This is a genomic window from Paracoccus gahaiensis, assembly GCF_005048225.1.
In the GTDB taxonomy this organism is placed as follows: domain Bacteria; phylum Pseudomonadota; class Alphaproteobacteria; order Rhodobacterales; family Rhodobacteraceae; genus Paracoccus; species Paracoccus gahaiensis.
Map to the genome: position 1 here is coordinate 148,216 of NZ_SUNI01000003.1, position 26,121 is coordinate 174,336.

The window sequence follows — 26,121 nt, forward strand, 5'->3', positions numbered from 1 at the left end:
GGAAATACCAGCGAAAGAAGGTCTAACGGATGGCAAATCAGGGCCCCTGGGGCGGAGGCGGCGGCGGAAACGGCGGTCGGGATGACGGGGATCGTGACAAGAAGCCCGCAGGTCGTCCCTGGGGCGAGCAGCCGCCGCAGGGCGGCCCGCGCCGTCCGGGACCGGGGGGCGAGCCTCAGCGTCCCGAGATCGAGGATCTGATGAAGAAGGGCCAGGAACGCCTGCGCGTTCTGATGGGTGGCCGCGGCGGCGGGGGCGGCACCGGCGGCGGCAATGGCGGCGGACGCAGCCCGATGGGGCCGAATTTCGGGCTGAACCGCTCGACCCTGGCCGTGGTCGGTCTGGTCGCGGTGGGCCTGTGGGCCTTCGCCAGCTTCTACCGGGTGCAGACGAACGAGCAATCGGTCGAGTTCCTGTTCGGCCGCGCCGTGGATGTCGGGACCGAGGGCCTGAATTTCGCCCCCTGGCCCATCGTGACCGCCGAGGTCGTCCCGGTGACGAACGAGCGCGTGACCGAGATCGGCACCGGCCAGGGCGGCGAGATGGACAGCGGGCTGATGCTGACCCGCGACCAGAACATCGTCGACATGGAATACCAGGTCGTCTGGAACATCCGCGATCCGCAGGCCTATCTGTTCAACCTGGCCGATCCCGCCGACACGATGCGCGCCGTGGCCGAAAGCGCCATGCGCGACATCATCGCCCGGACCGAGCTGGCCCCCATTCTGAACCGCGACCGGGGCGCCATCGCCGCCGACCTGCAGACCTCGGTCCAGTCGACGCTGGACGCCTATCAGTCGGGCATCAACGTCGTCCGGGTCAACCTGGACCGCGCCGACCCGCCCGAAGAGGTGATCGACGCCTTCCGCTCGGTCCAGGCCGCGCAGCAGGAGCGCGACCGCCTGGAGAACGAGGCCGATGCCTATGCCAACCGCGTGCTGGCGCAGGCCCGCGGTAACGCGGCGCAGGTGCTGGAGCAGGCCGAGGGCTATCGCGCCGAGGCGGTCAACACCGCCGCGGGTGAGGCCGCGCGCTTCAACTCGATCTACGAAGAATACGTGAACGCCCCCGAAGTGACCCGTCGCCGGATGTATCTGGAGACGATGGAGCAGGTCTTTGCCGACGTGAACAAGATCATCATCGGCGAGGGCGTCGCGGGCGGCGAAGGCGGATCGGGCGTCGTGCCCTATCTGCCGCTGGACCAGCTGCGCAGCAGCCAGACCTCGTCGGATGACGCGGGCAGCGTGCGCAACGCCACGACGGGCATCCTGAACACGGCGCCGGGCACCACCTCGACCACGACGCCGGGCACGACCAGCACCCCCGCAACCACCGCCACCGGAGGGACGAACTGATGGCCGCACGGACCAAGCTGCTGACCACCCTGGCCATTCCGGCCCTGATCCTGGTGGCCGTCGTGGCCGCCTCGTCCATCTTCATCGTCGACGAGCGTGAAAAGGCGCTGGTCCTGCGGATCGGTCGCGTCGTCGACGTGCACGAGACGCCGGGCCTGGGCTTCAAGCTGCCCTTCGTGGACAATGTCGTGAAATATGACGGGCGGATCCTGGGCATGCCCACCAGCCCGCTGGAAGTCACGCCGCTGGACGACCGCCGCCTGGTGGTCGACGCCTTCGCGCGCTGGCGGATCACCGATCCGGTCCGCTTCCGTCAGGCCGTGGGCGTGGCGGGAGAGCAGGGCGCGCAGATGCGCCTTGAGCCGATCGTGCGGAACTCGATCCGCGAGGTTCTGGGCACGGTGCCCTCGACCGCCGTGCTGTCGGACGACCGGACGACGCTGATGAACCAGATCCGCGACGAGGCGCGCGGCAATTCGGGGGGGCTGGGGATCGAGATCATCGACATCCGCCTGACCCGCACCGACCTGCCCGAGCAGAACCTGGCCGCCACCTATGGCCGGATGCGCGCCGAGCGTGAACGCGAGGCCGCCGACGAGATCGCGCGCGGCAACGAGGCCGCGCAGCGGATCCGTGCCGCCGCCGACCGGACCATGGTCGAACTGACGTCCGAAGCCGGGCGCCGGGGCGAGATCGTCCGAGGCGAGGCCGATGCGCAGAGAAACGCGATCTATGCCGATGCCTATGGCCGCGATCCCGAATTCTTCGCCTTCACCCGCTCACTGACCTCGTATCAGCGCTCGCTCAGCGGCAATAACAGCTCGTTCGTGATGCAGCCCGACAGCGAGTTCTTCACCTATCTGTCCAGCGATGGCGGGGAAGATGCCAATCCGGCCTCGACCCCGGTGCCGGCAGGCACCTCGGCGGCGCAGTTCGACACGCCCGAGCCGACGACGATCGAGGACGAGGAAGGTCTGGTCACGCCCGAGGTCACCGACCGCGAGGGCAACCCCTTGGGCGAAACCTCGGGCGTTCGGCTGACGCCGGTTCCCGAGAGCCTGGCCACCCCGCCGCAGCAGCCGGCCGAGATCGTCTCGCCCGAGGCCGATGTGCAGGGCGCTCCGCAGGCCGAAACGCCGGCGACCGAGGCCCCCGCTGCGGATGCCCCTGCCGCGGACACGGCGCAACCCGAGGCGTCGGCGACCGAGGCTCCGGCGACCGAGGCGCCCGCCGCCGAGGCCCCCGCTGCCGATGCACCGGCTGCCGATGCCCCCGCCGAGGCCGCCCCTCAGCCGGCTCCGGCGAACTGAGATCGCGGTGGGCGGGGTCACCCCCGCCCGCCCCCTGATCGCGGACTGCAATGAAAATCACGATCTGTTCACGATCCGAGAGCGTGGTTTATTTGCAACGACACCCCAGATAGCGTTCATAGCCATCAGGCAGCCAAGGGCGCCTTGCCCTGCCGCTGCCCTCGAGAGATGAGGACATCCAGCATGAAACCGCTTTTCCAAGGCCATTTCCTGACCGCATCGGCGCTGGCGCTGGCGGTGGGGCTTGGGTCCGCAAGCGCCCAGCAGGCCGTCGACCCCGCCAACACCGATCTGCCCCCCGAGGTCAGCGAACAGGCGCAGGACGCCGCTGAGGCCAATCGCCCCCTGGGGGCCGATGCGGGTCAGGCGGAGACCGCGCAGGTCATGCCCGGCAGCTTCGCCGATCTTGCCGAACAGGTCTCGCCCGCCGTGGTGAACATCACCACCACCTCGGTCGTGTCGCAGCCCACCGGCGGCCCCGGCTTCGGTGGTCCGGGTATTCCCGAGGGCAGCCCCTTTTCCGACCTTTTCCGCGAGTTCGGCATGCCCGGAATGCCCGGCGGCCCCGAAGGCGGCCCGACGCCGCGCCGCTCGAACGCGCTCGGCTCGGGCTTCGTGATCTCGGCGGATGGCTATATCGTCACGAACAACCACGTCATCGAGGGCGCCGACCAGATCGAGGTCGAGTTCTATGCCGGCGAACGCCTGCCCGCCGAGGTGGTGGGCACCGATCCCAATACCGACGTGGCGCTGCTGAAGGTGGAAAGCGAGGATCCGATCCCCTTCGTGACCTTCGGCGACAGCGACGAGGCCCGCGTGGGCGATTGGGTGCTGGCGCTTGGCAACCCGCTCGGCCAGGGCTTCTCGGCCAGCTCGGGCATCGTCTCGGCCCGCAACCGCGAATTGTCGGGATCCTATGACGATTACCTGCAGACCGATGCGGCCATCAACCGGGGCAATTCCGGCGGTCCGCTGTTCAATCTGGATGGCGAGGTGGTCGGCGTGAACACCGCGATCCTGTCGCCCAATGGCGGCTCGATCGGCATCGGTTTCTCGATGGCCTCGAACGTGGTGTCGCAGGTCGTCTCGCAGCTGCAGGAGTTCGGCGAGACGCGGCGCGGCTGGCTGGGCGTGATGATCCAGGATCTGACGCCCGAGATGGCCGAGGCGATGGGCCTGCAGGCCTCGGCCGGCGCGATGATCACCGACGTGCCGGAAGGGCCGGCCCGCGACGCGGGGCTGCAGACCGGCGACGTGATCACCCAGTTCGACGGGACCGAGGTCGAGGACACGCGCGGCCTGGTGCGCCGCGTGGCCGAGGCGCCCGCCGGCGAGACGGTGCAGATCGTGGTGATGCGTGACGGCGACGAGCAGGTGCTGGACGTGACCCTGGGTCGCCGCGAGACCGCCGAGGGCGAGGCCGCGCCCGCCAGTGCCGAGGAACCGGCCGAGACCGATCTTCTGGGCATGTCCGTCACCGTGATGACCCCCGAGATGGCGGCCGAACTGGGCGCTGCCCCCAATGCGCGGGGGCTGGTCATCACGGATGTCGATCCCGAGGGGCCGGCCGCGGACAAGGGCCTGTCGCCCGGCGACATCATCACCGATGTGAACCAGCAGGCCGTGGCGTCGGTCTCGGATCTGCGGGACCGCATCACCGAGGCCCGCGAGGCGGGGCGCCAGTCGGTGCTGATGCTGATCCGCCGGGGCGGCGACCCGCTGTTCGTCGCGCTGCCGCTGTCGGCAGAGGACGAAGGCGCGGACGAGGGCGAAGGCGAGGCCGAATAAGGCCGCGCATCCTGACAGGATAAGCATGACGGGGCGGCCTTCGGGCTGCCCCTTTTCAATCCGTCCCCGATCGCCTAACTGCGGCGGGACATCACGGACCGGCCTTTCGCGCCGGGCATTTTAGGGAACGAGCGACATGGCGAAGATTACCTATATCGAACATAACGGCACCCGGCACGAGGTCGAGGTCCGCCCCGGCATGACGGTCATGGAGGGCGCCCGCGACAACGGCATTCCCGGCATCGACGCCGATTGCGGCGGCGCCTGCGCCTGTTCGACCTGCCACGTCTATGTCGATCCGGCCTGGGTCGAGAAGCTGACCCCGCGCGATCCGATGGAAGACGACATGCTGGACTTTGCCTACCAGCCCGATCCGGAACGCTCGCGGCTGACCTGCCAGATCAAGGTGACCGAGGCGCTGGACGGACTGGTCGTGCAGATGCCCGAGCGCCAGATCTGATCGGCATGGGTCGGCGCCTTGGCCTTCTGACCGGGCCTAGTTGCGGGTGGTCGGGGCTTGCGGCCTCTGCCGCTTTGCTGATGGCCGGGGCGGCGCCCGCCCGGGCCGACCGGCTGGAGGTGCTGGTCACCGGCGTTCCGAGCGATCTGGGTGTGGTGGCCTGCAGCCTGCACCGCGATCCGGGCGGCTTTCCCCAAGGTACGCCGCTGGCCGCCGACCGGGTGCCGCCGCGCGACGGGCAGGCGCGCTGCGTCTTCTCGGGTCTGGCGCCGGGCCGCTATGCCGTGGCCGCCCTGCATGATGCGGACGCTGACGGGCAGTTGGGCGTGAATTTCCTGGGGATCCCGACCGAGGGCTGGGGCGTCTCGGGCAATGCCGCGCCGCGCCTGCGGGCGCCGCGCTTCGATGAAAGTGCCTTCGATCTGGGGCCGGACCCGATGGGGCTGCAGATCACGTTGCGCTGACGGCGCTTCCACCGTCACTCTTGCGCGACCTGCGCCTCGATCCAGGCGCGGAAGCGGGTGAAGGCCGGGTCGCCCTGCCGCCGGTCGGGCCAGGCCAGCCAATAGGCGCCCTCGCCCGGGACGGCGGGGCGCAGGATCGGGACCAGCCGCCCCTCGTCGATCTCGGGCCGGGCCAGATAGCTGGGCAGCAGCGCCACCCCCAGACCCGAGATCGCCGCCTGGATCATCATCGAGAACTGGTCCATCACCATCCCCGACACCGGAACACCCGCCCCGCCCTGCGCCGCGAACCAGGCCGGCCAGCCCGAGGGGCGCGTCTCCAGCTGCAGCATCGGCAGGCCGGCCATGTCGGCGGGTCCCGCGACCGGGTGCCGGGCCAGGAAATCGGGCGAGGCGCAGGCGGTCAGCCGTTCGTCGAACAGCTTGACATGCTGCGCGTCCGGCCAGTCGGGTAGGCCGAAATAGATCACCGCGTCAAAGGCTTCGCTGGCAAAGCTGAAGCGCTGGATCTTGGTCGAGAGGTTGATCGAGATGCCCGGATTGGCCGACAGGAACTGCCCGATGCGCGGCGCCAGCCAGCGCGTGGCAAAGGTCGGCAGGACCGACAGCGACAGCACGCCCCCGCCCGGATTGGCGATCAGCCCCATGCTGGCGCGCTGGATCGTGTCCAGCCCCTGCGTGACGGAGGCCGCATAGACCGCCGCCTCGGCCGTGGGGGTCAGGCGCTTGCGGTCGCGGGTGAACAGCGGCTTGCCCAGCTGCCGCTCCAGCGAGGCGACCAGCCGGCTGACGGTGCTCTGCGTCAGGTGCAGCTCGTCCGCCGCCGCCGTGACCGAGGCGTGGCGCATCACCGCCTCGAAGGCGATCAGCTGGGACAGCGAGGGCAGGAAGCGGCGTTGGCGCATGGATCATTCATAGAATGCATGATCGCATGAGGAAATAGGGTTTTTCGTGCGGCGCCGGATCGGGTAACCTGTCTTGAACAGTCACCTGATGCAGGAAGGCGCCATCATGCTGGACAAGACCACCGTCGACCACAAGGGCACCGCGTTCGCGTGGCAGGATCCGTTCCTGCTGGACGACCAGCTGGAAGAGGACGAGCGGATGATCCGCGAGACCGCCGCCTCCTTCGCCGCCGACAAGCTGGCGCCGCGCGTGCAGGACGCCTATCTGAACGAGCACACCGACCCCGAGATCTTCCGCGAGATGGGCGCCAGCGGGTTGCTGGGCGTCACCATCCCCGAGGAATATGGCGGGGTGGGCGCGTCCTACGTCGCCTACGGCCTGGTGGCGCGCGAGGTCGAGCGGATCGACAGCGGCTATCGCAGCATGATGTCGGTGCAAAGCTCTCTGGTGATGTTCCCGATCCATGCCTACGGGTCGGAAGAACAGCGGATGAAGTACCTGCCCAAGCTGGCCTCGGGCGAATGGATCGGCTGCTTCGGCCTGACCGAGCCCGATGCCGGGTCCGACCCCGCCGGCATGAAGACCCGCGCCGTCAAGACCGAGGGCGGCTATGTGCTGAACGGCGCCAAGATGTGGATCTCGAACAGCCCGATCGCGGATGTCTTCGTGATCTGGGCCAAGTCGGACGCGCATGGCGGCAAGATCCGGGGCTTTGTCCTGGAAAAGGGCATGAAGGGCCTGTCGGCACCCAAGATCGGCGGCAAGCTGAGCTTGCGCGCCTCGATCACCGGCGAGATCGTGATGGAGGATGTCGAGGTCGGCGAGGACGCCCTGCTGCCCAATGTCAGCGGCATGAGCGGGCCCTTCGGCTGCCTCAACCGCGCGCGCTACGGCATCAGCTGGGGCGTGATGGGGGCGGCCGAGGATTGCTGGTTCCGCGCGCATCGCTATGGCATGGACCGCAAGCAGTTCAACCGTCCGCTGGCCGCCACGCAGCTGTACCAGAAGAAGCTGGCCGACATGCAGACGGAGATCGCCTTGGGCCTGCAGGCGTCCCTGCGCGTGGGTCGGCTGATGGATCAGGGCCGCTTCGCGCCCGAGATGATCTCGATGATCAAGCGCAACAATTGCGGCAAGGCGCTGGACATCGCCCGGATGGCCCGCGACATGCATGGCGGCAACGGCATCCAGATCGAGTACCACGTGATGCGCCATTCGCAGAACCTGGAGACCGTGAACACCTACGAGGGCACGCATGACGTCCATGCCCTGATCCTGGGTCGGGCGCAGACCGGGCTGGCGGCCTTTGGCTGAGGGACCTCTGGCGGGCCTCAAGGTCGTCGAGCTGGCCCGCATCCTGGCCGGTCCCTGGATCGGCCAGACCCTGGCCGATCTGGGCGCCCGGGTCATCAAGGTGGAGGCGCCCGAGGGCGACGACACCCGCCGGTGGGGGCCGCCCTTCATCACCCGCCCCCGGGCGGATGGCACGATGGAAACGGTCGCGGCCTATTTCCATGCCACCAATCGCGGCAAGACCAGCGTGACCTGCGACTTCAACGATGCGGGCGATCTGGCGCGGCTGCGAGACCTGATCGACGGTGCCGACGTGGTGATCGAGAACTTCAAGCAGGGTGGGCTGGCGCGGTTCGGGCTGGATTATGCCAGCGTCTCGGCGCGCAATCCGGGGCTGGTCTATGCCTCGGTCACGGGCTTCGGGCAGACCGGGCCGCGCGCCCGCCAGCCGGGCTATGACTTCCTGATCCAAGGCATGGGCGGCATCATGGAACTGACCGGCGATCCGGCGGGCGAGCCGCAGAAGGTCGGCGTGGCCTGGATCGACATCTTCACCGGGCTCTACGGCGTGATCGGCATCCAGGCCGCTTTGGCGGAACGGGCGCGGTCCGGGCAGGGGCAGCAGGTCGATCTGGCGCTGTTCGACTGCGCCCTTGGCGTCTTGGCCAATCAGGCGGCCAATCACCTCCTGGGCGGGGTCGAGCCCGCGCGGCTTGGCAATGCCCATCCCAATATCGTGCCCTATCAGGTCTTTCCGGCGTCGGACGGGCATCTGATCGTCGCCTGCGGCAATGACCGCCAGTTCCGGTCGCTGTGCCTGGCGCTGGACCTGCCCGATCTGGCGCAGGACCCCGCGCTGGCCACCAATGCCCTGCGCGTGGCGGGGCGCGAGGCGCTCTGCGCCACCCTGGCCCAGGCCTTCGCCCGGCGCAGTCGCGGTGACCTGATCGCGGCGCTGACGCAGGCGGGGGTGCCGGCGGGGCCGATCAACCGGGTGTCAGAGGCGCTGTCCGATCCGCAGGCAGAGGCGCGGAACATGGTCGTGGCGCCCGAGGGGATCGCGGGGCTGCGCACGCCGATCACCCTGTCGCGCAGCCCGACCGTGGCCGACGGCGCCGCCCCCGCCTTGGGCGAAGGGCGCTGGTCCTTCGATCCGGCCTGAGATCGCGGCCCTAGTTCGCGGCGGTGACCTGTGCCAGCGGCGCCGCATCATGCAGCGGCAGCGTGGCGTGGCTGGCCCGGTCCCCGAGCGCGCAGTCGAAGACGATGTCGGTGCCCATGCCGAAGACCCGCATCTGGGGGCGCAGCGCGTCCTTCAGCCGCTCCACGGGGGACAGGCTGGTCAGGCCCTGTGGCCCCGCCCCGATGATCAGCGGCGCGACCGAGACTTGCAGCCGGTCCAAGAGCCCGGCCTCGAGGAAGCCGGTGATGGTCAGCCCGCCGCCCTCGATCAGCAGCGATCCCAGCCCCATGCCGCGCAGGCCCTCCAGGATCTGCGCGGGGTCCAGCCGTCCATCGGGGGCGGGCAGGCGCAGGATCTCGATGCCCGGGGCGCGGGGGCGGTCGGTGCCGGTCACCACGATGCGGCGCGCGCCGTCCGCCGCCAGCACCAGCGCGTCGTCGGGAAGGCGTCCGCGCGGGTCGATGACGATGCGCGCGGGGTTGGCGCCGCTGCACAGCCGCACCGTCAGGCGCGGCTGGTCGTGCAGCGCCGTCCTGACGCCGATCACCACGCCCTCGACCAGCGCGCGCAGCCGGTGCAGATGCGCCAGCCCCTCGGGGCCCGACACATCGCGCGCATCGCCCGAGGCGGTGGCCACGCGCCCGTCCAGCGACTGCCCGATCTGCGCCAGCGTCACCGCCCCCAGATCGCGCCGCGCCACGGGACCGTAGAGGTCCAGCGCGGCGCGTTCACCGGGCGAGAAGCGCCCGCAGCAGGCGCAGGCCATGCCGTCCCGGACCGACAGGATGCGGTCCCAGACCCGGGGGGTGACGTCGACGACCTGCATGGCTCCTCTCCTCTCTGGTCCGCTCAGGGCCGGGCTGCGGGCAGGGCCAGCAGATCGCGATGGCCGATCGCGCAAAGGCTGTCCTCGGCGGCGGCGGCGCGGCGGTCGCCCCATGCGGCGGCACCTGACGCGCCCGTTTCGGCGGCGGCGCCTGCGATCCCCTCCAGCAGCGCGCGCTGCAGAGGGGCGGTCTCGGCATCCAGGCGCCAGGGGCTGTCGCCCTCGGTCACGCGAAAGCCCGCGGCGGCGAAGATCGCGGCGGCGCGGGTGGCGGCATCGGGGCCAAGCGCAGGGCCCAGGCCCTTGTCGCCGCGCTGGTGGTCGTTGAAGGCGCGGGTGATCTGGGCGTCCTCGGGCAAGGCCGGATCCCAGGTCATCACCCCGTCATAGGACAGCGCGCCATAGAAGGGCAGGCCGGCCTTGGCCAGGCGTGCAGCCAGCGCCTCGATCCAGGGGGCGGGCATCAGGTCCAAGAGCGCCGAGGCCGTGACCAGCGTCACCCCCTCCAGAGGCAGGGCGTCCAGATCGCGCAGGTCCAGCGCATGGGTCTCGGCCCGGCCCGGCGCCTCGGTCGCGGCACGCTCCAGCAAAGCGGGGTCGTTGTCCACCAGATGCCAGTGCGCATGGGCGGGCAGATGTGGGGCCAGCGTGCGCAGGGTCGAGCCCGTGCCGCAACCCAGATCCAGGATCACCGGATCCGCCCCCGCCGCCGCGACGGCCCCCGCCAGCAGCCCGGCATCGCGGGCGGCGATGTCGGCAGGTTCGCGCAGCGCCAGCCAGTCGGCGGAAAAGCCCATGACTAGAGGTCCCCCTCGAACCAGGCGCGGGCCATGTGGCTTTCGTGCAGGAGGATGCGCAGCTTCTTCACGCGCCCGCCATCCTTCAGATCGCCCGCGCGGACCTTGCCGGCCATCTGGTCGAAGATATGCTTGCACAGGAATTCGGTGGTGGTCATTTTCCCGGCGAATTCAGGGATCTCGTCGAGGTTCTTGTAGCGCAGCGGCGCCAGCGTCGCGGCCAGCGCCTCGGTGGCCAGACCGATATCGACGACCAGGCTTTCATGGTCCATTTCTTCGGCAAAGAAGGCGGCGTCGACCGTGAAGGTCGCGCCGTGCATCCCCTGCGCGGGCCCGAAGGTGGGCGAGGGGAAGGAATGGGCGATCATGATGTGGTCTCGGACTTCGACGGCGAACATGGGGACTCCTGATAAGGTCAGTAACGGATACGATGGCACAGCGTGCCGGGATCGGCGAGGATGCCGGGATAGGCGGCGGGCAGGTCGGCAAAATCGGTCTCGCCCGAGATCAGTGCGTCCAGCCGGTCGTCCGCCAGCAGGTCCAGCGCCACCGTCAGGCGGCGGCGATAGGTCCAGCGGGGCGCCCGGTCGGGCGGGATGGTGCCCACCTGGGAGCTGACGATCTTCAAGCGGCGGCTGTGGAAGGCCCCGCCCAGGGGCAACGCGATCTGCGCCGCGCCATGCCAGCTGGCCTCGGTGATCTGGGCTTGCGGCCCGGCCAGCGACAGGGCCAGGGTCAGCCCGGCCTCGGTCGCGCTGGTGTGGATGACGACGTCCTGATCGCCGGGCGCATCCTCGGGGGTCACATAGGCGCAGCCCAAGGCCTGCGCCAGCGGGGCGCGGCCGGCCTGAGGATCGACGACGGTGACATCTGCGCCTGGCAGGCGGGCGGCTAGGCTGGCGACCAGCAGGCCCACCAGCCCGCCGCCGATCACGGCGATCCGGTCGCCTGCGCCCGCGCCGCTGTCCCACAGGATGGTCAGCGCGGTTTCCATGTTTGAGGCCAGGACAGCCCGTTCGGGCGCCAGCGTCTGCGGCAACGGGGTCAGCGCCGCCTCGGGCAGGCGGAATTCGGTCTGGTGGGGGTGCAGCGCGAAGACATGCCGCCCCTGCAGCCCGCCCTCGGTGACCAGGCCCACGGCGGCATAGCCGTATTTCACCGGGAAGGGGAAATCCCCTTCCTGATAGGGCGCGCGCATGCGGTCATATTCGCTGGCGGGCACGCGGCCCGACAGGACCAGCCGCTCGGTCCCCCGGCTGATGCCGGAGAACAGCGTGCGGACATGAACGCCCTCGCCCATCGCGCCGGTGCGGGTCTGGACCTCGCCCGGCCCGGTGCACCACAGGGCAGGGGCGCTCATGCGAGCAGATGCCCGGACTTGCGGGCCTTGGTGTCCAGATAGCGGGTGTTGTCGGGGCCGCGCCCGATCTTCAGCGGCACGCGTTCGGCGACGTCGATGCCCTCGTCGGCCAGCCGGGCGATCTTGGCGGGGTTGTTGGTCATCAGCCGGACCTGGCCGATGCCCATCTGCCGCAGCAGGGCGGCGCCGGTGCGGAAATCGCGCTCGTCATCCTCGAAGCCCAAGCGGTGGTTCGCCTCGACCGTGTCCAGCCCCTGATCCTGCAGGCTGTAAGCGCGCATCTTGTTGGCCAGCCCGATGCCGCGCCCCTCCTGATTCAGGTACAGAAGAACGCCCGCGCCCTCGGCCTCCATCGCGGCCAAGGCGGCCTGCAATTGCGGGCCGCAATCGCATTTCAGCGATCCCAGCACATCGCCGGTGAAGCAGGCGGAGTGCAGGCGGACAAGGACGGGGCGGGTGCGGTCGGGTTGCCCGACCTCGACCACGTAATGCTCGGCCCCGCCATCGGGGGCACGGAAGACATGGAGGCGCCCGTTGCGCGCCGCCAGCATCGGCACGCGGGCATTCGAGACCGGGCGCGGATCGCGGGGCAGTTGCAGCTGAGTCAGCGCATCGGCGGCGGGCAGGATGCACAGGTCATGGCGCAACGCCGTGGCGATCACATCGGCGCCGGTGGCGACGAGCGCTGCGGGCAGCAGCTCGGCCGCCTTGACCAGCCGGATCGCGGCGCGGTGCAGCACGCCCGGCGCCCGCTGCGTCGCCTGCGGCAGCGCGCCCGAGGGAGGCATCCCGCGCGAGGGATCGGCCAGCGCCTGGATCCAGTCCAGACGCGCGCCCGAGGGCACGGCCAGAAGCGCGACCTCGCCCTCGTGCGGGCGATGGCGCAGGGCCTCGGCGCGGCGCGCGGTCACGACCAGCTGGCAGTCGTCACCACGCTCGGCAAAGCGTTCGGAGGACAGCGTTTCGACGGGATAGACCATCGCGGGACCATCGGCGCCGGTCAGCACGACCGGCAGGCCAAGCCGCAGGTCCGAGACCATCCGGGCCACGCGTTCCGACAAGCGAAGGGCCAGTGGATCCCCGCCCAAGGCGGTCATGGGAGAGGCGGGCGGAAATGCTTTCATAGGTCAACCTTCGGCCCACAAACTGGACTTTTGCAAATGTTCCAACGTTGGCATTCACGTAACAGTTCCTGAAAGGTTGCAAGGCCGTGGCACGATGTCGCAATGATTTCAAAGGTCCCGTGGCCGCGTCGTTGGCGTCTGGACGCCGCGTCTCGGCATGCCATACTCTCGCGCTCGGGTTCAACGGAGGTTTCCCCATGCAGCTGCGCGCCACCTTGGGGCTGATCCGGTCGCTGGCCATCTATTACAATCCAACCCGGCGCAGGCAGCTGCGTGCCTTCTATGCGGGGCTTCTGCCGCCCGGCGCGCTGGCCTTCGACATCGGCGCCCATGTCGGCAGCCGGGCGCGGGCGATGCGGGCGGCCGGTGCGCGCGTGGTGGCCTGCGAGCCGCAGCAGCCCTTCGCGGGCTTCCTGCGCCGCAGCCTGCCGCGCGACATCATCCTAGTGGAAAAGGCCGTGGGCCCGTCCGAGACGGTAGCACGGATGTCGGTCTCCTCGCTGCATCCGACCGTGTCCTCGCTCAGCACCAGCTTCACCGGCGAGGCCGCAGACAAGCCGGGCTTCGGCCATGTGCGGTGGGACAGCAGCCAGCAGGTGCAGGTGACCACCATGGACCGGCTGATCGCCGATCACGGCCTGCCCGATTTCGTCAAGATCGACGTCGAGGGGTTCGAGCTGGACGTGCTGGCGGGTCTGGGCCAGCCGCTGCCGCTTCTGTCGGTCGAATACCTGCCCGCCTTCATCGACCGCACGCTGGCGGTGATCGACCGGCTGGAGGGGCTGGGCCGCTACAGCTTCAACCCGGTCGCGGGCGAGGAGGGGCAGTTCCTCTGGGCGGACTGGCGGGGCCCGGAGGCCGCGCGGGACTGGCTGCGCGGGCTGGAAGCTCAAGGCGGGTCGGGCGATCTTTACGCGCGGCTGACCTGATCGGGCCTGCGCAGGGCGGCGGCAAAGGCGTCGAACAGCGCCGGGCTGGCCGCGATGACGGTGCCGCTGTCCTCGGGGCGCTCGGACGGGGTCCAGCCCTCGACGCGGGCACCCGCCTCGCGCAGCAGCACAAGGCCCGCCGCGATGTCCCAGGGGCGCAGGCGGCGTTCCCAGAACCCGTCCAGCCGCCCCGCCGCGACATAGGCCAGATCCAGCGCCGCAGCCCCCATCCGCCGCACCCCCGCCGATTGCGGCAGGATCCGGGTCAGGTCGCCTGCGTGATCGTCGATATGGGGCATGTCGCCGAAGGGCAGGCCGGTGCCGTACAGAGCCGCATCAAAGCCCGGCGGCGGGGCAGGGGTCAGGGGCATGCCGTTCAGATGCAGCCCGCCGTCGATCCGGGCGCTGAAGGTCTCGTCCTTCAGGGGATCGTGGACGACGCCCAGCACCAGCCGCCCGTCCTCCTCCAAAGCGATGGACACCGCCCAATGCGCGATGCCGCGCAGGAAATTCGTGGTGCCGTCCAGCGGATCGACGATCCAGCGCCGCGCGCCGGGGCGGGCCTCGGTCTCCTCGCCCAGCCAGCCGTCCGAGGCGCGCGCGCCCAGCAGCCGGTCGCGCAGCAGCGCCTCGGCCGCCAGATCGGCCTGCGACACGAAGTCGCCCTGCCGCTTGGCGTCGATCCTGAGCGTGCCCCGGTCGGCCCATGCGGCGCGCAGCCCCTCTCCGGCCTCTCGGGCGGCGGCAATGGCCAAGGTCAGATCGTCTTGCGTGCTCATGGGCGGTCCTTTCGACAGGCCGGGCAAAGGTGCCCGACAGCGCGGCACTGGGGCCGCAAGGGACGGGCCACACGGGATTATCAGTTGCGGCCCGCGCCCGATCGGGCAATCTGCCCGCAGCCATGGAATTCGGCAAGCCCGTGCGGGTCGATTTCCGCCATCTGACCGGAGGTCTTCGACCATGCGCTTTCTCAAGGCGGTCATCGGGGCCATCGTCATCATCGGCGCCGGTGTGCTGGGTCTGACCCTGTCCGACCGGCTTCTGGCCGCCCCCGACGCGCAGATCCGCAGCAGCGACGGCGACCGCGCGCCGGTCCCGGTCGAGACGGTGCCGGTGCGGCTGGAGCGATTCGTCGACAGCGTCCGCGCCGTGGGCACCGCCCGCGCCCGCCGGGCGGTGGACCTGATGCCCGAGGCCAGCGGCCGCATCACCCGCATCGGATTTCGTCCCGGCGCCCGCGTCGAACAGGGCGCCGTCCTGCTGGAATTGGACGACCGCGCCCAACAGGCCGATCTGGCCGCCGCCGAGGCGACGCTGGCCGAGGCCCAGGCCGCCTTCGACCGCCAGGAACAGCTGAACCGCACCGGCAACGCCTCGGACGCCGCCTTCCAGACTGCCCGCGCCGCCCTGCTGCGCGCCGAGGCCGAGCGGGACCGCGCGCAGGTCCAGCTGGACGACCGCCGCCTGCGCGCGCCCTTCTCGGGCGTGATCGGGCTGACCGACCTGGTCGAGGGGCAGATGCTGGACAGCGGCACGCCCATCGCCTCGCTGGACGATCTGGACGTGATCGAGGTCGATTTCGCCGTGCCCGAACAGTTGCTGCCGAGGCTGGCCGAGGAGCAGGAGGTCCTGCTGCGCTCCTCGGCCTGGCCCGACCGGGTGTTCCAGGCCCGGCTCAGCCTGATCGACACGCGGGTCGACGCGGCCACCCGGTCCATCGCGCTGCGCGCCGAAATGCCCAATCCCGACCGCGCGCTGACGGGCGGCATGTTCCTGCAGGTCGAGCTGGTCCTGGATCAGGGCGACCGCCCCGCCATTCCCGAAGCCTCGATCAGCGTCGAGGGCCCCGTGCACCGGGTGCTGGTCCTGCAGGACGGGCAGGCGGCCTGGGCCGAGATCGAGGTGGGCCAGCAGGCCGACGGGCTGATCGAGGTGCTGGGCGGCATCGAGGTCGGCACCCAGATCATCGTGTCGAACCTGCACCGGGTCGAGCCCGGCACCGCCGTCGAGGCCACGCCCCGCACCGACCGCACCGCCGTCGCACAGCCGGGGACGGGCGGATGAGCCTTCCCGATTTCGCCCTGCGCCGCCCGGTCTTCGCCACGGTGATGAACCTGCTGATCGTGCTGATCGGCGCCGTCGCCGTCACCCGCCTGCCGGTGCGCGAGCTGCCCTCGGTCGAGGCGGCCGAGGTGACGGTGCGCGTCGACTATACCGGCGCCGCCCCCGATGTCGTCGACAACCAGCTGGCCAACGTGATCGAGGGCAGCCTTGCGGGCGTCAGCGGCGTCACCGCCATGCAGACCAATTCCGACCGGGGCGGCATGCGCACCCGGCTGACCTTCGACACCTCGCGCGACATCGATGCCGCCGCCAATGACGTGCGCGCCGCCGTGGACCGGGTGCTGAACGACCTGCCGGATGGCGCCGGCACGCCGCGCGTCGAAAAGAACGACGACGAGGGCGATCCGGTCATCCGCGTCAGCATGTCCAGCCCGAACATGACCTCGCTGGAACTGTCGGACTATGCCAGCCGCTTCATCACCGACCGGCTGGCGCGTCTGCCGGGTGTGGCCAATGCCTCGATCTTCGGGGAACGCGCGCCGTCGATGCGCATCTGGCTGGATCAGTCGCGCATGGCCGCCTATGGCATCACCACCGGCGACATCATCTCGGCGCTGGAAGCCAACAATGTCGAACTGCCCGCGGGCCAGATCGAGACCGGCGCCCGGCAGCTGCAGGTGCTGGCGCAGACGCGCTTCACCAGCGCCGCCGTCTTCGGCCAGGTCGTGCTGCGCGACGAGGGCGGGCGCCCGCTGCGCCTGGCCGATGTGGCCCGCATCGAGGAGGGCGCCGAGGAGACCGACACCATCTATCGCGCCAATGGCGTGATCGCCCTGGGCCTGGGCGTGCAGCCGCAGGCGCAGTCGAACACCGTCGCCATCTCGACCGCCGTGCGCGAGGAGCTGGACCGCATCCGCCCGACCCTGCCCGACGGCATGCAGATGCGCATCACCAGCGACGAGGCGGTGTTCATCGAAAGCTCGATCTCGCAGGTGATCAAGGTCTTTGCCGAGGCCGTGGTGCTGGTCACCGCCGTGATCTTCCTGTTCCTCGGCTCGCTGCGCCTGTCGCTGGTGCCGGTGGTGACGATCCCCATCTCGGCTCTGGGTTCGCTGCTGGTGATGCTGTTTCTGGGTTTCTCGATCAACATCCTGACATTGTTCGCCTTGATCCTGGCCATCGGCCTGGTCGTCGACGATGCCATCGTGGTCCTGGAGAACATCCAACGCCACCGCGCGATGGGCGCCAGCCGGGCCGAGGCGGCGCGGCGCGGCGCGGGCCAGGTCAGCTTTGCCGTCATCGCCACCACCGCGGTGCTGATCGCCGTCTTCTTGCCGGTCAGCTTCATGGAGGGCGAGCTGGGCCAGCTGTTTGCGGAATTCGGCATCGTGATGGCCGTCGCGGTCGCCGTGTCGGGCTTTGTCGCACTGACCCTGTCGCCGGTGCTGGCCGCGCGGGTGATGCCGCGCGAGGACCGCCCGAACCTGCTGACCCGCAGCGTCAACCGGGTGATCGGCTGGCTGGAGCGCGGCTATGGCCGGGTGCTGGGCCATCTGATCGCGCATCCGGTGGCGATCCTGGCGCTGACCGTCTTCACCGTCGCGGGCGCCGTGTCGGTCTATCAGGCGCTGCCGCGCCAGCTGACCCCGGACGAGGACCGGGGCGGCTTCCGCATCGTGCTGAATGCGCCGCAGGGCTCGAACCTGGACTATACCGATGCCGCCACCCGCCGGGTCGAGGCGATGCTGGACGAGTTGCGCGCGGAGGGGGTCGTGGACAACGCGACCTCGATCGTGGGCATCTGGGGCGACACGCGCCGCTCGCTGATCTTCGTGACGCTGGTGCCGTGGGACGACCGCGAGGTCGGCGTGGACGAGGTGATCGCGGGCCTGCGCCCGCGACTGGAGGCGCTGACCGAAGTGTCCAGTTCCATCCGGCCCTCGGGGGGCTTGGGTCTGGGCGGCGGCAGCGGCAGCATCAGTTGGTCCATCGGCGGCCCCGATCTGGAACGCGCCGCCCTGTGGGCCGAGGATGTGGCCGCGCGTCTGGCCGACGCGCCGGGGCTGTCGGGGATCGAGGTTGACTATGCCGCCAACCAGCCCGGCGCCTCGCTCTCCATCGACCGCACCCGCGCGCAGGATCTGGGGCTGGACAGCGAGACGGTGGCCCAGACCCTGCAGGTGCTGTTCGCCTCGCGCACGGTCGGCGAATACAGCAGCGACGGGCGGCAGTATCCGGTCATCCTGCAGGCCGCCGCCGAGGATCGCGATTCGGTGCAGGACATGCTGGCGGTGATGATCCGCAACACGCGCGGCGACCTGATCCCGCTCTCGGCCTTCGCCGAGATCCAGACCGGCGCCACGGTGCCCGAGATCAACCGCTATGACCGCCTGATCTCGGTCGAGACCGAGGCCGATCTGGTCGAGGGCACCGATCTGGCCCGCGCCATCGCCACGGTCGAGGCCGCCGCGGTCGAGCTGCCCGCCGGCGCCCTGCTGGTCTGGCGCGGGCAGGCCGCCGATTATCAGGATAACCAGGGCGGCGTCGCCACGGTCTTCGGCATGGCGCTGATGATCGTGTTCCTGGTGCTGGCCGCGCAGTTCGAAAGCTTCCGCACGCCGCTGACCATCATGCTGACCGTGCCCTTGGGGCTGGCCGGGGCGGTGGCGACGCTGTGGCTGACCGGGGCCTCGGTCAACATCTTCTCGCAGGTGGGGATGATCCTCTTGATCGGGATCATGGCCAAGAACGGCATCCTGATCGTGGAATTCGCCAACCAGCTGCGCGAGGAGGGCCGCGATCTGGTCTCGGCCGCGCGGGAAGGGGCGGTGACGCGGCTGCGCCCGGTGTTGATGACCACCATCGCCACCGTGCTGGGCGCGGTGCCGCTGGCCACGGCCTCGGGCGCCGGGGCCGAAAGCCGCCGCGCCATCGGGGCGGTGATCGTGGGCGGCCTGTCGCTGGCCTTCATCCTGACGCTGCTGCTGACGCCGGTCATATATGTGCTGATCGAGCGGATCGGGCGGCGGGACGATGCGCCCGATCCCCAACCCGCAAGCCCGCAGCCCACAGCGCCCCAGCCTGCCGAATAGGCAGGGCGCCTAGTCCCGCGCTGCCAGCATCTCCAGGATCACGCCAAGCGCCGCGCCCATATGCGCCCGCATGGCCGCCGCCGCGCGTTCGGCATCGCGGGCGGTGATCGCCGCCAGGATGGCGCGATGCTCGGCGCGCGAGGCATCAACGCGCTCAGCCCGCGCCTCGAACTGGGCGTTGCGCCACGGCAGGCTGCGGCGGTTCAGATCCTCCAGCACCTCGGCCAGCACCGCGTTGCCCGCCCCCTGCCGCAGGATCTGGTGAAAGCGCATGTTCAGCCCGGCATAATCGGCCTCCGGCGCGTCGGCGCGGTCCAGCACCCCGGCCAGCATCGCGTGATCGGCGGGGGTCATGCGCAGGGCCGCCATGCCGGCGCACAAGGCCTCAAGTTCCGCCAGCGCCTCGAACAGGTGGCGCAGCGCCTCGGTGGACATGCGGCGCACGGCGAAGGCGCGGCGCGGGCCACGCTCGACCAGCCCCTCGGCGGCCAGGCGCTGCAGGGCCTCGCGCACGGGGGTGCGCGACAGGCCGAACTGCGCGGCCAGCGCGGTTTCGGCCAGCGCATCGCCGGGGCGCAGGTGACCCGCCACGATCTGCGCGGACAGCGTGGCATGGATCTGATCGGCCGAAGACATGGACATTTCCATCAATTGTATTCCGGACGCCTTCACCTGTATACATGTTACCAGACACCCACCACCGATTCCGTCAGCCCCCGGAGAGCCCATGACCCGTTTCGATTTCCTGTCGGGCCGCCGCGCGCCCAGCTATGCGGGCCGTGCCATGATCGCGACCTCGCATCCGCTGGCCAGTGCGGCGGGGCTTTCCGTGCTGGCCGAGGGCGGCAATGCGGTGGACGCCGCCATCGCCGCCAGCGCGGTGCAGGCGGTGGCCGATCCGCTGATGACCGGGATCGGCGGCGACTGCTTTGCGCTCTACGCCCCGGCAGGGGGTGCGGTGCGGGCGTTGAACGGATCGGGCCGCGCGCCCGCCGCCGCCAGCGTCGCGGCGCTGCAGGCGGCGGGGCTGACCGACCATATCCCGCAGACCAGCCCCCATGCGGTGACGGTGCCTGGCGCGATCTCGGCCTGGTGCCGGCTGCATGCCGATCTGGGCACGCTGCCCCTGTCGCGGCTGTTCCGCGATGCCATCGGCCATGCCCGGGGCGGCTATCCCGTCACCCCCCGCGTGGCGCAGGACTGGGCCGATGCCGCCGCGCTGATCGGTGGCGATCCCCATGCGGCGGCGGTGTTCCTGCCCGCCCCGGCGGCGGGTGTGCGCCATGCCCAGCCCCTGCTGGCCGACCGGCTGGAGGAGATCGCGGCCCACGGCCCGGCGGCCTTCTATCAGGGCCAGACCGCCGCGCGCATGGTCGCGCATCTGCGCGCGCTTGGCGGGCTGCACACCGAGCAGGATTTCGCGGAAGCCACCGACGGCGCCGAATGGGTCGCGCCGATCAGCGCCAGTTATCGTGGCGTTGAGGTGCATGAATGCCCGCCGAACGGGCAAGGGGTGGCGTCGCTGCTGATCCTGAAGATCCTCGAGGGCTTCGACATGGCCGCCCTGTCGCCCGCCGACCGCATCCATGTCGAGGCCGAGGCGACCAAGCTGGCCTATCACCACCGCGACGCGCTGCTGGGCGATCCCGACCATTGCCCCGGGCTGGTTGAGGCGCTGCTGTCCGACCCCGCCATCGCCGCGCTGAGGGCGCGCATCGACATGGCCCGCGCGCAGGCCCCGGGGCTGTGGGACGAGCCCGAGCACAAGGACACGATCTATCTGTGCGTCGTGGACGCGGACGGCAACGCGATCTCGTTCATCAACTCGATCTTTCACGGCTTCGGATCGGGGCGGCTGGACCCGGCGACCGGGGTGCTGTTTCACAGCCGGGGCGCGTCCTTCCGGCTGATCCCGGGCCATCCCAACGCCATCGGGCCGCGCAAGCGGCCGATGCACACGATCATCCCCGGCATGGTCACCCAAGGGGGCCGCGCGGTGATGCCCTTCGGCGTGATGGGCGGGCAGTATCAGGCCACCGGCCACGCGGCCTTCCTGTCGGCGGTGATCGACCGGGGCCTGTCGCTGCAGGCGGCCATGGACGAGCCGCGCAGCTTTGCCACCGAGGGCGTGCTGCAGGTCGAGCCGACCCTGCCGCAGGACATCTGCGACGATCTGGCCGCGCGCGGCCATGTGATCAAGCGCCTGACCGGCCCCATGGGCGGCGCGCAGGCGATCCGCATCGATGCGGCGACCGGCCTGCTGGAGGGCGGGTCGGACAGCCGCAAGGACGGCATGGCCATTGGCTTCTGAAGGATTTGAACGATGAGACGCTTTCTGGGACGGATCGGGATCGACAGCTATATGCTGATGCTGCTGGGCACGGTCCTGCTGGGGCTGGTTTTGCCCGCGCGCGGGGTCGCGGCCGAGGGGCTGGGGCAGGTCACCTATTGGGCAGTGGCGCTGCTGTTCTTTCTTTATGGCGCCAAGCTGGACCCGGCCTCGGTCAAGGCGGGGATGCTGAACTGGCGGCTGCAGGGGCTGACCTTCGGATCGACCTATCTGGTCATCCCGGCCCTGGGGCTGGGCTTCGCCGCCGTCTTCGGCGGGATCCTGGGGCCGCAGGTGACGATGGGGGTGATCTTTCTCGCGGTCCTGCCCTCGACGATCCAGAGCTCGATCGCCTTCGTGTCGATGTCGGGCGGCAACGTGCCTGCGGCAATTTGCGCCGCCTCGCTGTCCAATCTGGTCGGCGTGGTGCTGACGCCCGCGCTGGTCGCGCTGCTGCTGCAGGCGGGCGAGGGGGGCGTCAGCCTGGACGCGGTGATCCGCATCGGCACGCAGATCCTGCTGCCCTTCGTGCTGGGCCAGATCCTGCGCCCCTGGGTCGGCGGGTTCGTTAAGTCGCGCAAGCGGCTGACGCTGGTCGTGGACCGGGGCGCGATCCTGCTGATCGTCTATTCGGCCTTCAGCGCAGGCACCGTCTCGGGCCTCTGGGCCGAGATCCCGCCCGTCAGCCTGATCGTGCTGATCGCGGTGATGCTGGCGATGCTGGGGGTGGTCTTCGCGCTGATCGGGGGCTTGGGGCGTCTCTGCAAGCTGCCGCCCGAGGACCGCTCGGTGCTGTTCTTCTGCGGCTCGACGAAAAGCCTGGCCTCGGGCCTGCCCATCGCGGCGGCGCTGTTTCCGGTCGAGACGGTGGGGGCCACGGTGCTGCCGGTGCTGATCTATCACATGGCGCAACTGCTGATCTGCGCGATGATCGCGCAGCGCCATGCGCGGGCGGCGCAGACGGCGCTGGTGTCCTGAGGAGAAACCGGGGGGCCTGACATGGGTGCAGGGACACGGGGGCAGGGAACCGCGCGGCTTGGGTCACGTTCTGTCGGACCCAGCAAGCGGTTCAAGGAGCCCCCATGGCACATCGCCCCGCAGCCAGGTTGACCATCAATGGCCAATCCCAAGACTTCCAAGGCGATCCCCGCCGCACGCTTCTCGATTTCCTGCGCCTCGATCTGGGCCTGACCGGCACCAAGAAGGGCTGCGATCACGGCCAGTGCGGCGCCTGCACGGTCATCGTGAACGGCCGCCGGATCAATTCCTGCCTGTCGCTCGCCGCGATGCATGACGGTGACGAGATCACCACCATCGAGGGTCTGGGCACGCCCGAGGCGCTGTCGACGCTGCAGAAGGCCTTCGTGGCCCATGACGGCTTCCAGTGCGGCTATTGCACCCCCGGCCAGATCTGCTCCGCCGCCGCCATGATCGACGAGATCCGCGCCGGCTGGCCAAGTGCCGTCGGCGACGATCCGACCGAGATGCCCACCACCGTCACCGACGACGAGATCCGCGAACGCATGAGCGGCAATCTGTGCCGCTGCGGCGCCTATGACAACATCGTCTCGGCCATTCGCGAGGCGATGGCCGCCGAAGAGGAGGTGGCGCAATGAAGGCGTTCGACTACAGCCGGGCCGAGGCCACTGCCGACGCCGTGGGCCAGTCCGCCCGCCTGATCGCCGGCGGCACCAACCTGCTGGATCTGATGAAGCTGGAGGTCGAGACGCCCGAGGCGCTTCTGGACATCACCCGCATCGGCCTGAACGCCATCGACGCCGAGGGCGAGGGCCTGCGCATCGGCGCGCTGGTCAGCAATTCCGACGCCGCCGCCGATCCGCGCATCCGCCGCGACTGGCCGCTTCTGTCGCGCGCCATTCTGGCCGGGGCCAGCCCCCAGCTGCGCAACAAGGCCACGATGGGCGGCAACCTGTGCCAGCGCACGCGTTGCGGCTATTTCATGGACAACCGCTCGGCCTGCAACAAGCGCGAGCCGGGCTCGGGCTGCGCAGCCATCGGGGGCGTGAACCGCAACCATGCGATCTTGGGCGCCTCGTCCGACTGCATCGCCACCTATCCCGGCGACATGGCCGTGGCCCTGTCGGCGCTGCAGGCGGTCGTGCATACCGAACGCCCCGAGGGCGCGCGCGAGATCCCGATGCGGCATTTCCACCGCCTGCCGGGCGACACGCCCCAGCAGGACAACCATCTGGAGTCGGGCGAGGTCATCACCGCGATCAGCCTGCCCGCGCCCTTGGGCGGACGCCAGATCTATCGCAAGGTGCGCGACCGGGCGTCCTATGCCTTCGCGCTGGTTTCGGTCGCCGCGGCGCTGCGGATGGAGGAGGGGCGCATCGCCTCGGTCCATCTGGCCTTCGGCGGCGTGGCGCATACGCCTTGGACGAACGACCATGTTGATGAACTGCTGACCGGCGAGCGTCCCTCGCCCGCGCTGTTCGACAAGGCCGCCGACCTGCTCTTGGAAGACGCGCAGGGTCAGGGCCACAATGATTTCAAGATCCCGCTGCTGCGCCGCGCCCTTGCGGCCGTGCTGGCGGAAGCCACGGGGGAATGACCATGAGCGATACCTATGACACCCCCGACACCCGCGACATGCTGGACCGCACCCGCCAGGGCGTGATCGGCCAGCCGCTGGACCGCCCTGAGGGGCCGCTGAAGGTGGCGGGTCAGGCGACCTATGCCGCCGAATATGCGCGCGAGAACTGCGCCGAGGGCGTGCTGGTCGGCGCGACCATCAGCACGGGCCGCGTGACCGCGATCCACAAGGACGAGGTTCTGGCGATGCCCGGCGTCTTGGGCGTCTATGCCGCCCCGCAGATGCTGCGCCGTCCGGCGCAGGGCACGGCGGGCGAGGCCCCCTTGCAGGACCCCTCGCGCGTCGATTACCCGCTGCAGCCGGTGGCGTTGGTCGTGGCCGAGACCTTCGAACAGGCCACTGCCGCCGCCAAGGCCCTCCGCATCGACTATGACGATGCCTCGGACAAGGCGCGCTTCCTGCCGACGCAGGAGACCGCCGAGGCGGCCAAGGAGCCCGTGACGGCGGGCGATCTGGAGGCCGCCCTGCGCGACGCCGCCCATGTCATCGACGCGAACTTCACCACGCCCGGCCATGCCAGCGCGGCAATGGAGCCGCATGCGGCGGTTGCGGAATGGGACGGGGACGACCTGACCCTGTGGGGCAGCCTGCAGATGATCGCCTTCAACGTGGCCGAACTGGCCGACAGCCTGGGCATCGATCCCAAGCATGTCCGCATCCTGTCGCCCTATGTCGGCGGCGGGTTCGGGTCCAAGCTGGGCATCTCGCACGAGGCCGTGGCGGCCTCGCTGGCGGCGCGCGAGCTGGGCCGTCCGGTCCGGGTCGTGATGAGCCGCCAGCTGGTGTTCCAGTCGATCATGCGCCGGTCGGAAACCGTCCAGCGCATCAGGCTTGGCGCCGGGGCCGATGGCCGCCTGACCGCCTTCGGTCACGAGGCGTTGGTGTCGAACCTGCCCGAGGAGTCCTTTTCCGAGCCCGTCACGCAGGCCTCGGAATTCCTCTATGCCGGAGACAACCGCCTGCTCGGGGTGCGCAAGTCCGACATCACCCGCCTGACCGCCGGATCCGTCCGCGCGCCCGGCGAGGCCGTGGGGATGCAGGCGCTGGAGGTGGCGATGGACGAGCTGGCCATCGCGACCAACCTAGACCCGGTGGAGCTGCGCAAGCGCAACCTGCCCGAGACGGTCCCGGGGCAGGGCACGCCCTATTCCTCGCGCCGCCTGGTCGAGGCGCTGGATGCCGGGGCTGCGGCCTTTGGCTGGGACCAGCGCAGCCCCACCCCCTGCGCCCGGCGCGAGGGCGAATGGTGGATCGGCATGGGCATGTCCTCGGCCGCCCGCGTCAACATCCTCGCCAAGGCCGAGGCGCGCGTGACCTTGACGGCCCAAGGCCATGTCGTCGTGGAAACCGATCACACCGATATCGGCACCGGCAGCTATGCGATCTTCGGACAGATCGCCGCCGAGATGCTGGGCCAGCCCATCGACCGCACCACGGTCAAGCTGGGCGACAGCCTGCTGCCCGCAGGCTCGGGTTCAGGCGGTAGCTGGGGGGCCTCGTCCACCGGCTCGGCAGTGTTCTATGCCTGCGAGGCGATCCGCGCGACCTTGGCGCAGGCGCTTGGCTGTTCCGCCGATCAACTGATCCTCAAGGATGGCCAAGCCTGGGCCGAGGGCGTGGATGCGCGCCCCGTCACCGACCTTCTGACCGAGGATCTGACCCGCACCGGCAAGATCGAGCCTGGCGAGTTGATGGAGAAGGTCAACCAGTCCACCTATGGCGCCTTCTTCTGCGAGGTCGCGGTCAATGCCTTCACCGGCGAGACGCGGCTGCGGCGCATGACCGGGGCCTTCGGCTTCGGCCGGGTGCTGAACGCCAAGACCGCGCGGTCGCAATGCATCGGCGGCATGGTCTGGGGCATCGGCAGCGCGCTGACCGAGGAGCTGTCCTTCGATGCCCGCGACGGCCATCTGGTGAACCACGATCTGGCGGAATACCACGTGCCGGTCCATGCCGACATCCCGCCGATGGAGGTGATCCTGCTGGAGGAACGCGACGCCGACGCCTCGCCCCTGCAATCCAAGGGCGTGGGCGAGCTAGGCATCTGCGGCGCGGCGGGCGCGATCGCCAACGCGATCTATAACGCCTGCGGCGTGCGGCTGCGCGACTTCCCGATGACGCCGGACAAGCTGCTGGCCGATCTGCCCGATCCCTTCGCCCCCGCCGCGTGAGGATCGTCCCCTGACCCAAAGCACCCGGGCGCGCCGTCTGCGCGCCCGGGTCC

22 protein-coding genes and 1 pseudogene are annotated in these 26,121 nt (G+C 70.1%); 15 read left to right on the top strand and 8 right to left on the bottom strand.

All coding sequences use genetic code 11. The features are described from left to right. Nucleotides 1–29: 29 nt before the first annotated feature. The 5 genes and pseudogenes from hflK to FA743_RS05450 all read left to right on the top strand — a co-directional run bounded on the left by hflK (nt 30) and on the right by FA743_RS05450 (nt 5,377). Nucleotides 30–1,355 carry an FtsH protease activity modulator HflK gene (gene hflK / locus FA743_RS05430; protein ID WP_136884861.1) on the top strand — a complete coding sequence of 442 codons (1,326 nt, stop codon included), beginning with the start codon at nt 30–32 and terminating at the stop codon, nt 1,353–1,355. Further along, a pseudogene (gene hflC / locus FA743_RS05435) lies at nt 1,355–2,326 on the top strand (protease modulator HflC); the annotation flags it as partial. The gene hflK and the pseudogene hflC, both read left to right, overlap by 1 nt. Before the next feature lie 723 nt (nt 2,327–3,049). Then, nucleotides 3,050–4,453 carry a Do family serine endopeptidase gene (locus FA743_RS05440; protein WP_246054854.1) on the top strand — a complete coding sequence of 468 codons (1,404 nt, stop codon included), beginning with the start codon at nt 3,050–3,052 and terminating at the stop codon, nt 4,451–4,453. Between the two features lie 136 nt (nt 4,454–4,589). Further along, nucleotides 4,590–4,913 carry a 2Fe-2S iron-sulfur cluster-binding protein gene (locus FA743_RS05445; RefSeq protein WP_136884863.1) on the top strand — a complete coding sequence of 108 codons (324 nt, stop codon included), beginning with the start codon at nt 4,590–4,592 and terminating at the stop codon, nt 4,911–4,913. 5 nt (nt 4,914–4,918) lie between these two features. Beyond that, on the top strand, nt 4,919–5,377 hold the full coding sequence (locus FA743_RS05450; protein ID WP_136884864.1) for a DUF2141 domain-containing protein: 459 nt from the start codon (nt 4,919–4,921) through the stop codon (nt 5,375–5,377). A 14-nt stretch (nt 5,378–5,391) separates the two neighbouring features. On the opposite strand, the gene FA743_RS05455 is transcribed toward FA743_RS05450, so the two are convergent. Continuing rightward, nucleotides 5,392–6,282, bottom strand: a complete 891-nt coding sequence (locus FA743_RS05455) for a LysR substrate-binding domain-containing protein (protein WP_136884865.1) — start codon at nt 6,280–6,282, stop codon at nt 5,392–5,394. 106 nt (nt 6,283–6,388) lie between these two features. Between FA743_RS05455 and FA743_RS05460 the strand changes: the two genes are divergently transcribed. Both FA743_RS05460 and FA743_RS05465 read left to right on the top strand, forming a co-directional pair. After that, the gene (locus FA743_RS05460) at nt 6,389–7,597 is read left to right on the top strand and encodes an acyl-CoA dehydrogenase (protein WP_136884866.1); all 1,209 of its coding nucleotides are present in this window, start codon (nt 6,389–6,391) and stop codon (nt 7,595–7,597) included. After that, a complete protein-coding gene (locus FA743_RS05465; protein WP_136884867.1) occupies nt 7,590–8,738 on the top strand; it encodes a CaiB/BaiF CoA transferase family protein in 1,149 nt (382 codons plus the stop codon). The genes FA743_RS05460 and FA743_RS05465 overlap by 8 nt, the downstream gene beginning before the upstream one ends. A gap of 10 nt (nt 8,739–8,748) precedes the next feature. On the opposite strand, the gene FA743_RS05470 is transcribed toward FA743_RS05465, so the two are convergent. From FA743_RS05470 to ribA, 5 genes are read right to left on the bottom strand one after another with little or no spacing between them, the layout of a single operon-like run. Continuing rightward, on the bottom strand, nt 8,749–9,585 hold the full coding sequence (locus tag FA743_RS05470; RefSeq protein ID WP_136884868.1) for a RibD family protein: 837 nt from the start codon (nt 9,583–9,585) through the stop codon (nt 8,749–8,751). Nucleotides 9,586–9,608: 23 nt separating this feature from the next. After that, on the bottom strand, nt 9,609–10,382 hold the full coding sequence (locus FA743_RS05475; RefSeq protein ID WP_136884869.1) for a class I SAM-dependent methyltransferase: 774 nt from the start codon (nt 10,380–10,382) through the stop codon (nt 9,609–9,611). A 2-nt stretch (nt 10,383–10,384) separates the two neighbouring features. Further along, the gene (locus FA743_RS05480; protein ID WP_136884870.1) at nt 10,385–10,780 is read right to left on the bottom strand and encodes a 6-pyruvoyl trahydropterin synthase family protein; all 396 of its coding nucleotides are present in this window, start codon (nt 10,778–10,780) and stop codon (nt 10,385–10,387) included. A gap of 17 nt (nt 10,781–10,797) precedes the next feature. Beyond that, the gene (locus FA743_RS05485; protein ID WP_136884871.1) at nt 10,798–11,742 is read right to left on the bottom strand and encodes a zinc-dependent alcohol dehydrogenase; all 945 of its coding nucleotides are present in this window, start codon (nt 11,740–11,742) and stop codon (nt 10,798–10,800) included. After that, entirely contained in the window at nt 11,739–12,866 is a 1,128-nt protein-coding gene (ribA, locus tag FA743_RS05490) for a GTP cyclohydrolase II (protein ID WP_136884872.1), read from the bottom strand. The genes FA743_RS05485 and ribA overlap by 4 nt, the downstream gene beginning before the upstream one ends. A gap of 197 nt (nt 12,867–13,063) precedes the next feature. Here ribA and FA743_RS05495 point away from each other — a divergent pair, with 197 nt between their 5' ends. Further along, nucleotides 13,064–13,795 (top strand): FkbM family methyltransferase, encoded by a 732-nt coding sequence (locus tag FA743_RS05495; protein WP_246054844.1) that lies wholly within the window; start codon nt 13,064–13,066, stop codon nt 13,793–13,795. On the opposite strand, the gene FA743_RS05500 is transcribed toward FA743_RS05495, so the two are convergent. Beyond that, a complete protein-coding gene (locus tag FA743_RS05500) occupies nt 13,777–14,574 on the bottom strand; it encodes an inositol monophosphatase family protein (RefSeq protein WP_136884873.1) in 798 nt (265 codons plus the stop codon). The genes FA743_RS05495 and FA743_RS05500 overlap by 19 nt on opposite strands. Nucleotides 14,575–14,755: 181 nt before the next feature. On the opposite strand from FA743_RS05500, the gene FA743_RS05505 reads away from it, so the two are divergent. Together FA743_RS05505 and FA743_RS05510 are read left to right on the top strand one after the other, a co-directional pair. Beyond that, nucleotides 14,756–15,859, top strand: a complete 1,104-nt coding sequence (locus FA743_RS05505) for an efflux RND transporter periplasmic adaptor subunit (protein ID WP_169308777.1) — start codon at nt 14,756–14,758, stop codon at nt 15,857–15,859. Continuing rightward, nucleotides 15,856–18,951, top strand: coding sequence for an efflux RND transporter permease subunit (locus FA743_RS05510; protein WP_136884875.1), 3,096 nt, complete (start codon nt 15,856–15,858; stop codon nt 18,949–18,951). Before FA743_RS05505 ends, FA743_RS05510 begins: the two co-directional genes overlap by 4 nt. A 9-nt stretch (nt 18,952–18,960) precedes the next feature. Here the strand turns inward: FA743_RS05510 and FA743_RS05515 are convergent, their stop codons facing one another. Next, nucleotides 18,961–19,587, bottom strand: coding sequence for a GntR family transcriptional regulator (locus FA743_RS05515; protein ID WP_169308778.1), 627 nt, complete (start codon nt 19,585–19,587; stop codon nt 18,961–18,963). 91 nt (nt 19,588–19,678) lie between these two features. Here FA743_RS05515 and FA743_RS05520 point away from each other — a divergent pair, with 91 nt between their 5' ends. From FA743_RS05520 to FA743_RS05540, 5 genes are all read left to right on the top strand, one after another. Further along, complete coding sequence (locus FA743_RS05520; RefSeq protein WP_136884877.1) at nt 19,679–21,262, top strand: gamma-glutamyltransferase family protein; 1,584 nt, start codon at nt 19,679–19,681, stop codon at nt 21,260–21,262. Between the two features lie 12 nt (nt 21,263–21,274). Continuing rightward, complete coding sequence (locus FA743_RS05525) at nt 21,275–22,258, top strand: bile acid:sodium symporter family protein (protein ID WP_136884878.1); 984 nt, start codon at nt 21,275–21,277, stop codon at nt 22,256–22,258. Nucleotides 22,259–22,362: 104 nt separating this feature from the next. After that, a complete protein-coding gene (locus FA743_RS05530) occupies nt 22,363–22,896 on the top strand; it encodes a 2Fe-2S iron-sulfur cluster-binding protein (protein WP_136884879.1) in 534 nt (177 codons plus the stop codon). After that, a complete protein-coding gene (locus FA743_RS05535; protein ID WP_136884880.1) occupies nt 22,893–23,855 on the top strand; it encodes an FAD binding domain-containing protein in 963 nt (320 codons plus the stop codon). The genes FA743_RS05530 and FA743_RS05535 overlap by 4 nt, the downstream gene beginning before the upstream one ends. Next, nucleotides 23,852–26,068, top strand: a complete 2,217-nt coding sequence (locus tag FA743_RS05540) for a xanthine dehydrogenase family protein molybdopterin-binding subunit (RefSeq protein ID WP_136884881.1) — start codon at nt 23,852–23,854, stop codon at nt 26,066–26,068. The genes FA743_RS05535 and FA743_RS05540 overlap by 4 nt, the downstream gene beginning before the upstream one ends. Nucleotides 26,069–26,121 lie beyond the last annotated feature (53 nt).

Coding starts and splice junctions, on each gene's coding strand:
- hflK (WP_136884861.1), top strand. CDS start 30: ATGGCAAATCAGGGCCCCTGGGGCGGAGGCGGCGGCGGAAACGGCGGT.
- FA743_RS05440 (WP_246054854.1), top strand. CDS start 3,050: ATGCCCGGCAGCTTCGCCGATCTTGCCGAACAGGTCTCGCCCGCCGTG.
- FA743_RS05445 (WP_136884863.1), top strand. CDS start 4,590: ATGGCGAAGATTACCTATATCGAACATAACGGCACCCGGCACGAGGTC.
- FA743_RS05450 (WP_136884864.1), top strand. CDS start 4,919: ATGGGTCGGCGCCTTGGCCTTCTGACCGGGCCTAGTTGCGGGTGGTCG.
- FA743_RS05455 (WP_136884865.1), bottom strand. CDS start 6,282: ATGCGCCAACGCCGCTTCCTGCCCTCGCTGTCCCAGCTGATCGCCTTC.
- FA743_RS05460 (WP_136884866.1), top strand. CDS start 6,389: ATGCTGGACAAGACCACCGTCGACCACAAGGGCACCGCGTTCGCGTGG.
- FA743_RS05470 (WP_136884868.1), bottom strand. CDS start 9,585: ATGCAGGTCGTCGACGTCACCCCCCGGGTCTGGGACCGCATCCTGTCG.
- FA743_RS05475 (WP_136884869.1), bottom strand. CDS start 10,382: ATGGGCTTTTCCGCCGACTGGCTGGCGCTGCGCGAACCTGCCGACATC.
- FA743_RS05480 (WP_136884870.1), bottom strand. CDS start 10,780: ATGTTCGCCGTCGAAGTCCGAGACCACATCATGATCGCCCATTCCTTC.
- FA743_RS05485 (WP_136884871.1), bottom strand. CDS start 11,742: ATGAGCGCCCCTGCCCTGTGGTGCACCGGGCCGGGCGAGGTCCAGACC.
- ribA (WP_136884872.1), bottom strand. CDS start 12,866: ATGAAAGCATTTCCGCCCGCCTCTCCCATGACCGCCTTGGGCGGGGAT.
- FA743_RS05495 (WP_246054844.1), top strand. CDS start 13,064: ATGCAGCTGCGCGCCACCTTGGGGCTGATCCGGTCGCTGGCCATCTAT.
- FA743_RS05500 (WP_136884873.1), bottom strand. CDS start 14,574: ATGAGCACGCAAGACGATCTGACCTTGGCCATTGCCGCCGCCCGAGAG.
- FA743_RS05505 (WP_169308777.1), top strand. CDS start 14,756: ATGCGCTTTCTCAAGGCGGTCATCGGGGCCATCGTCATCATCGGCGCC.
- FA743_RS05510 (WP_136884875.1), top strand. CDS start 15,856: ATGAGCCTTCCCGATTTCGCCCTGCGCCGCCCGGTCTTCGCCACGGTG.
- FA743_RS05515 (WP_169308778.1), bottom strand. CDS start 19,587: ATGTCTTCGGCCGATCAGATCCATGCCACGCTGTCCGCGCAGATCGTG.
- FA743_RS05520 (WP_136884877.1), top strand. CDS start 19,679: ATGACCCGTTTCGATTTCCTGTCGGGCCGCCGCGCGCCCAGCTATGCG.
- FA743_RS05525 (WP_136884878.1), top strand. CDS start 21,275: ATGAGACGCTTTCTGGGACGGATCGGGATCGACAGCTATATGCTGATG.
- FA743_RS05530 (WP_136884879.1), top strand. CDS start 22,363: ATGGCACATCGCCCCGCAGCCAGGTTGACCATCAATGGCCAATCCCAA.
- FA743_RS05535 (WP_136884880.1), top strand. CDS start 22,893: ATGAAGGCGTTCGACTACAGCCGGGCCGAGGCCACTGCCGACGCCGTG.
- FA743_RS05540 (WP_136884881.1), top strand. CDS start 23,852: ATGACCATGAGCGATACCTATGACACCCCCGACACCCGCGACATGCTG.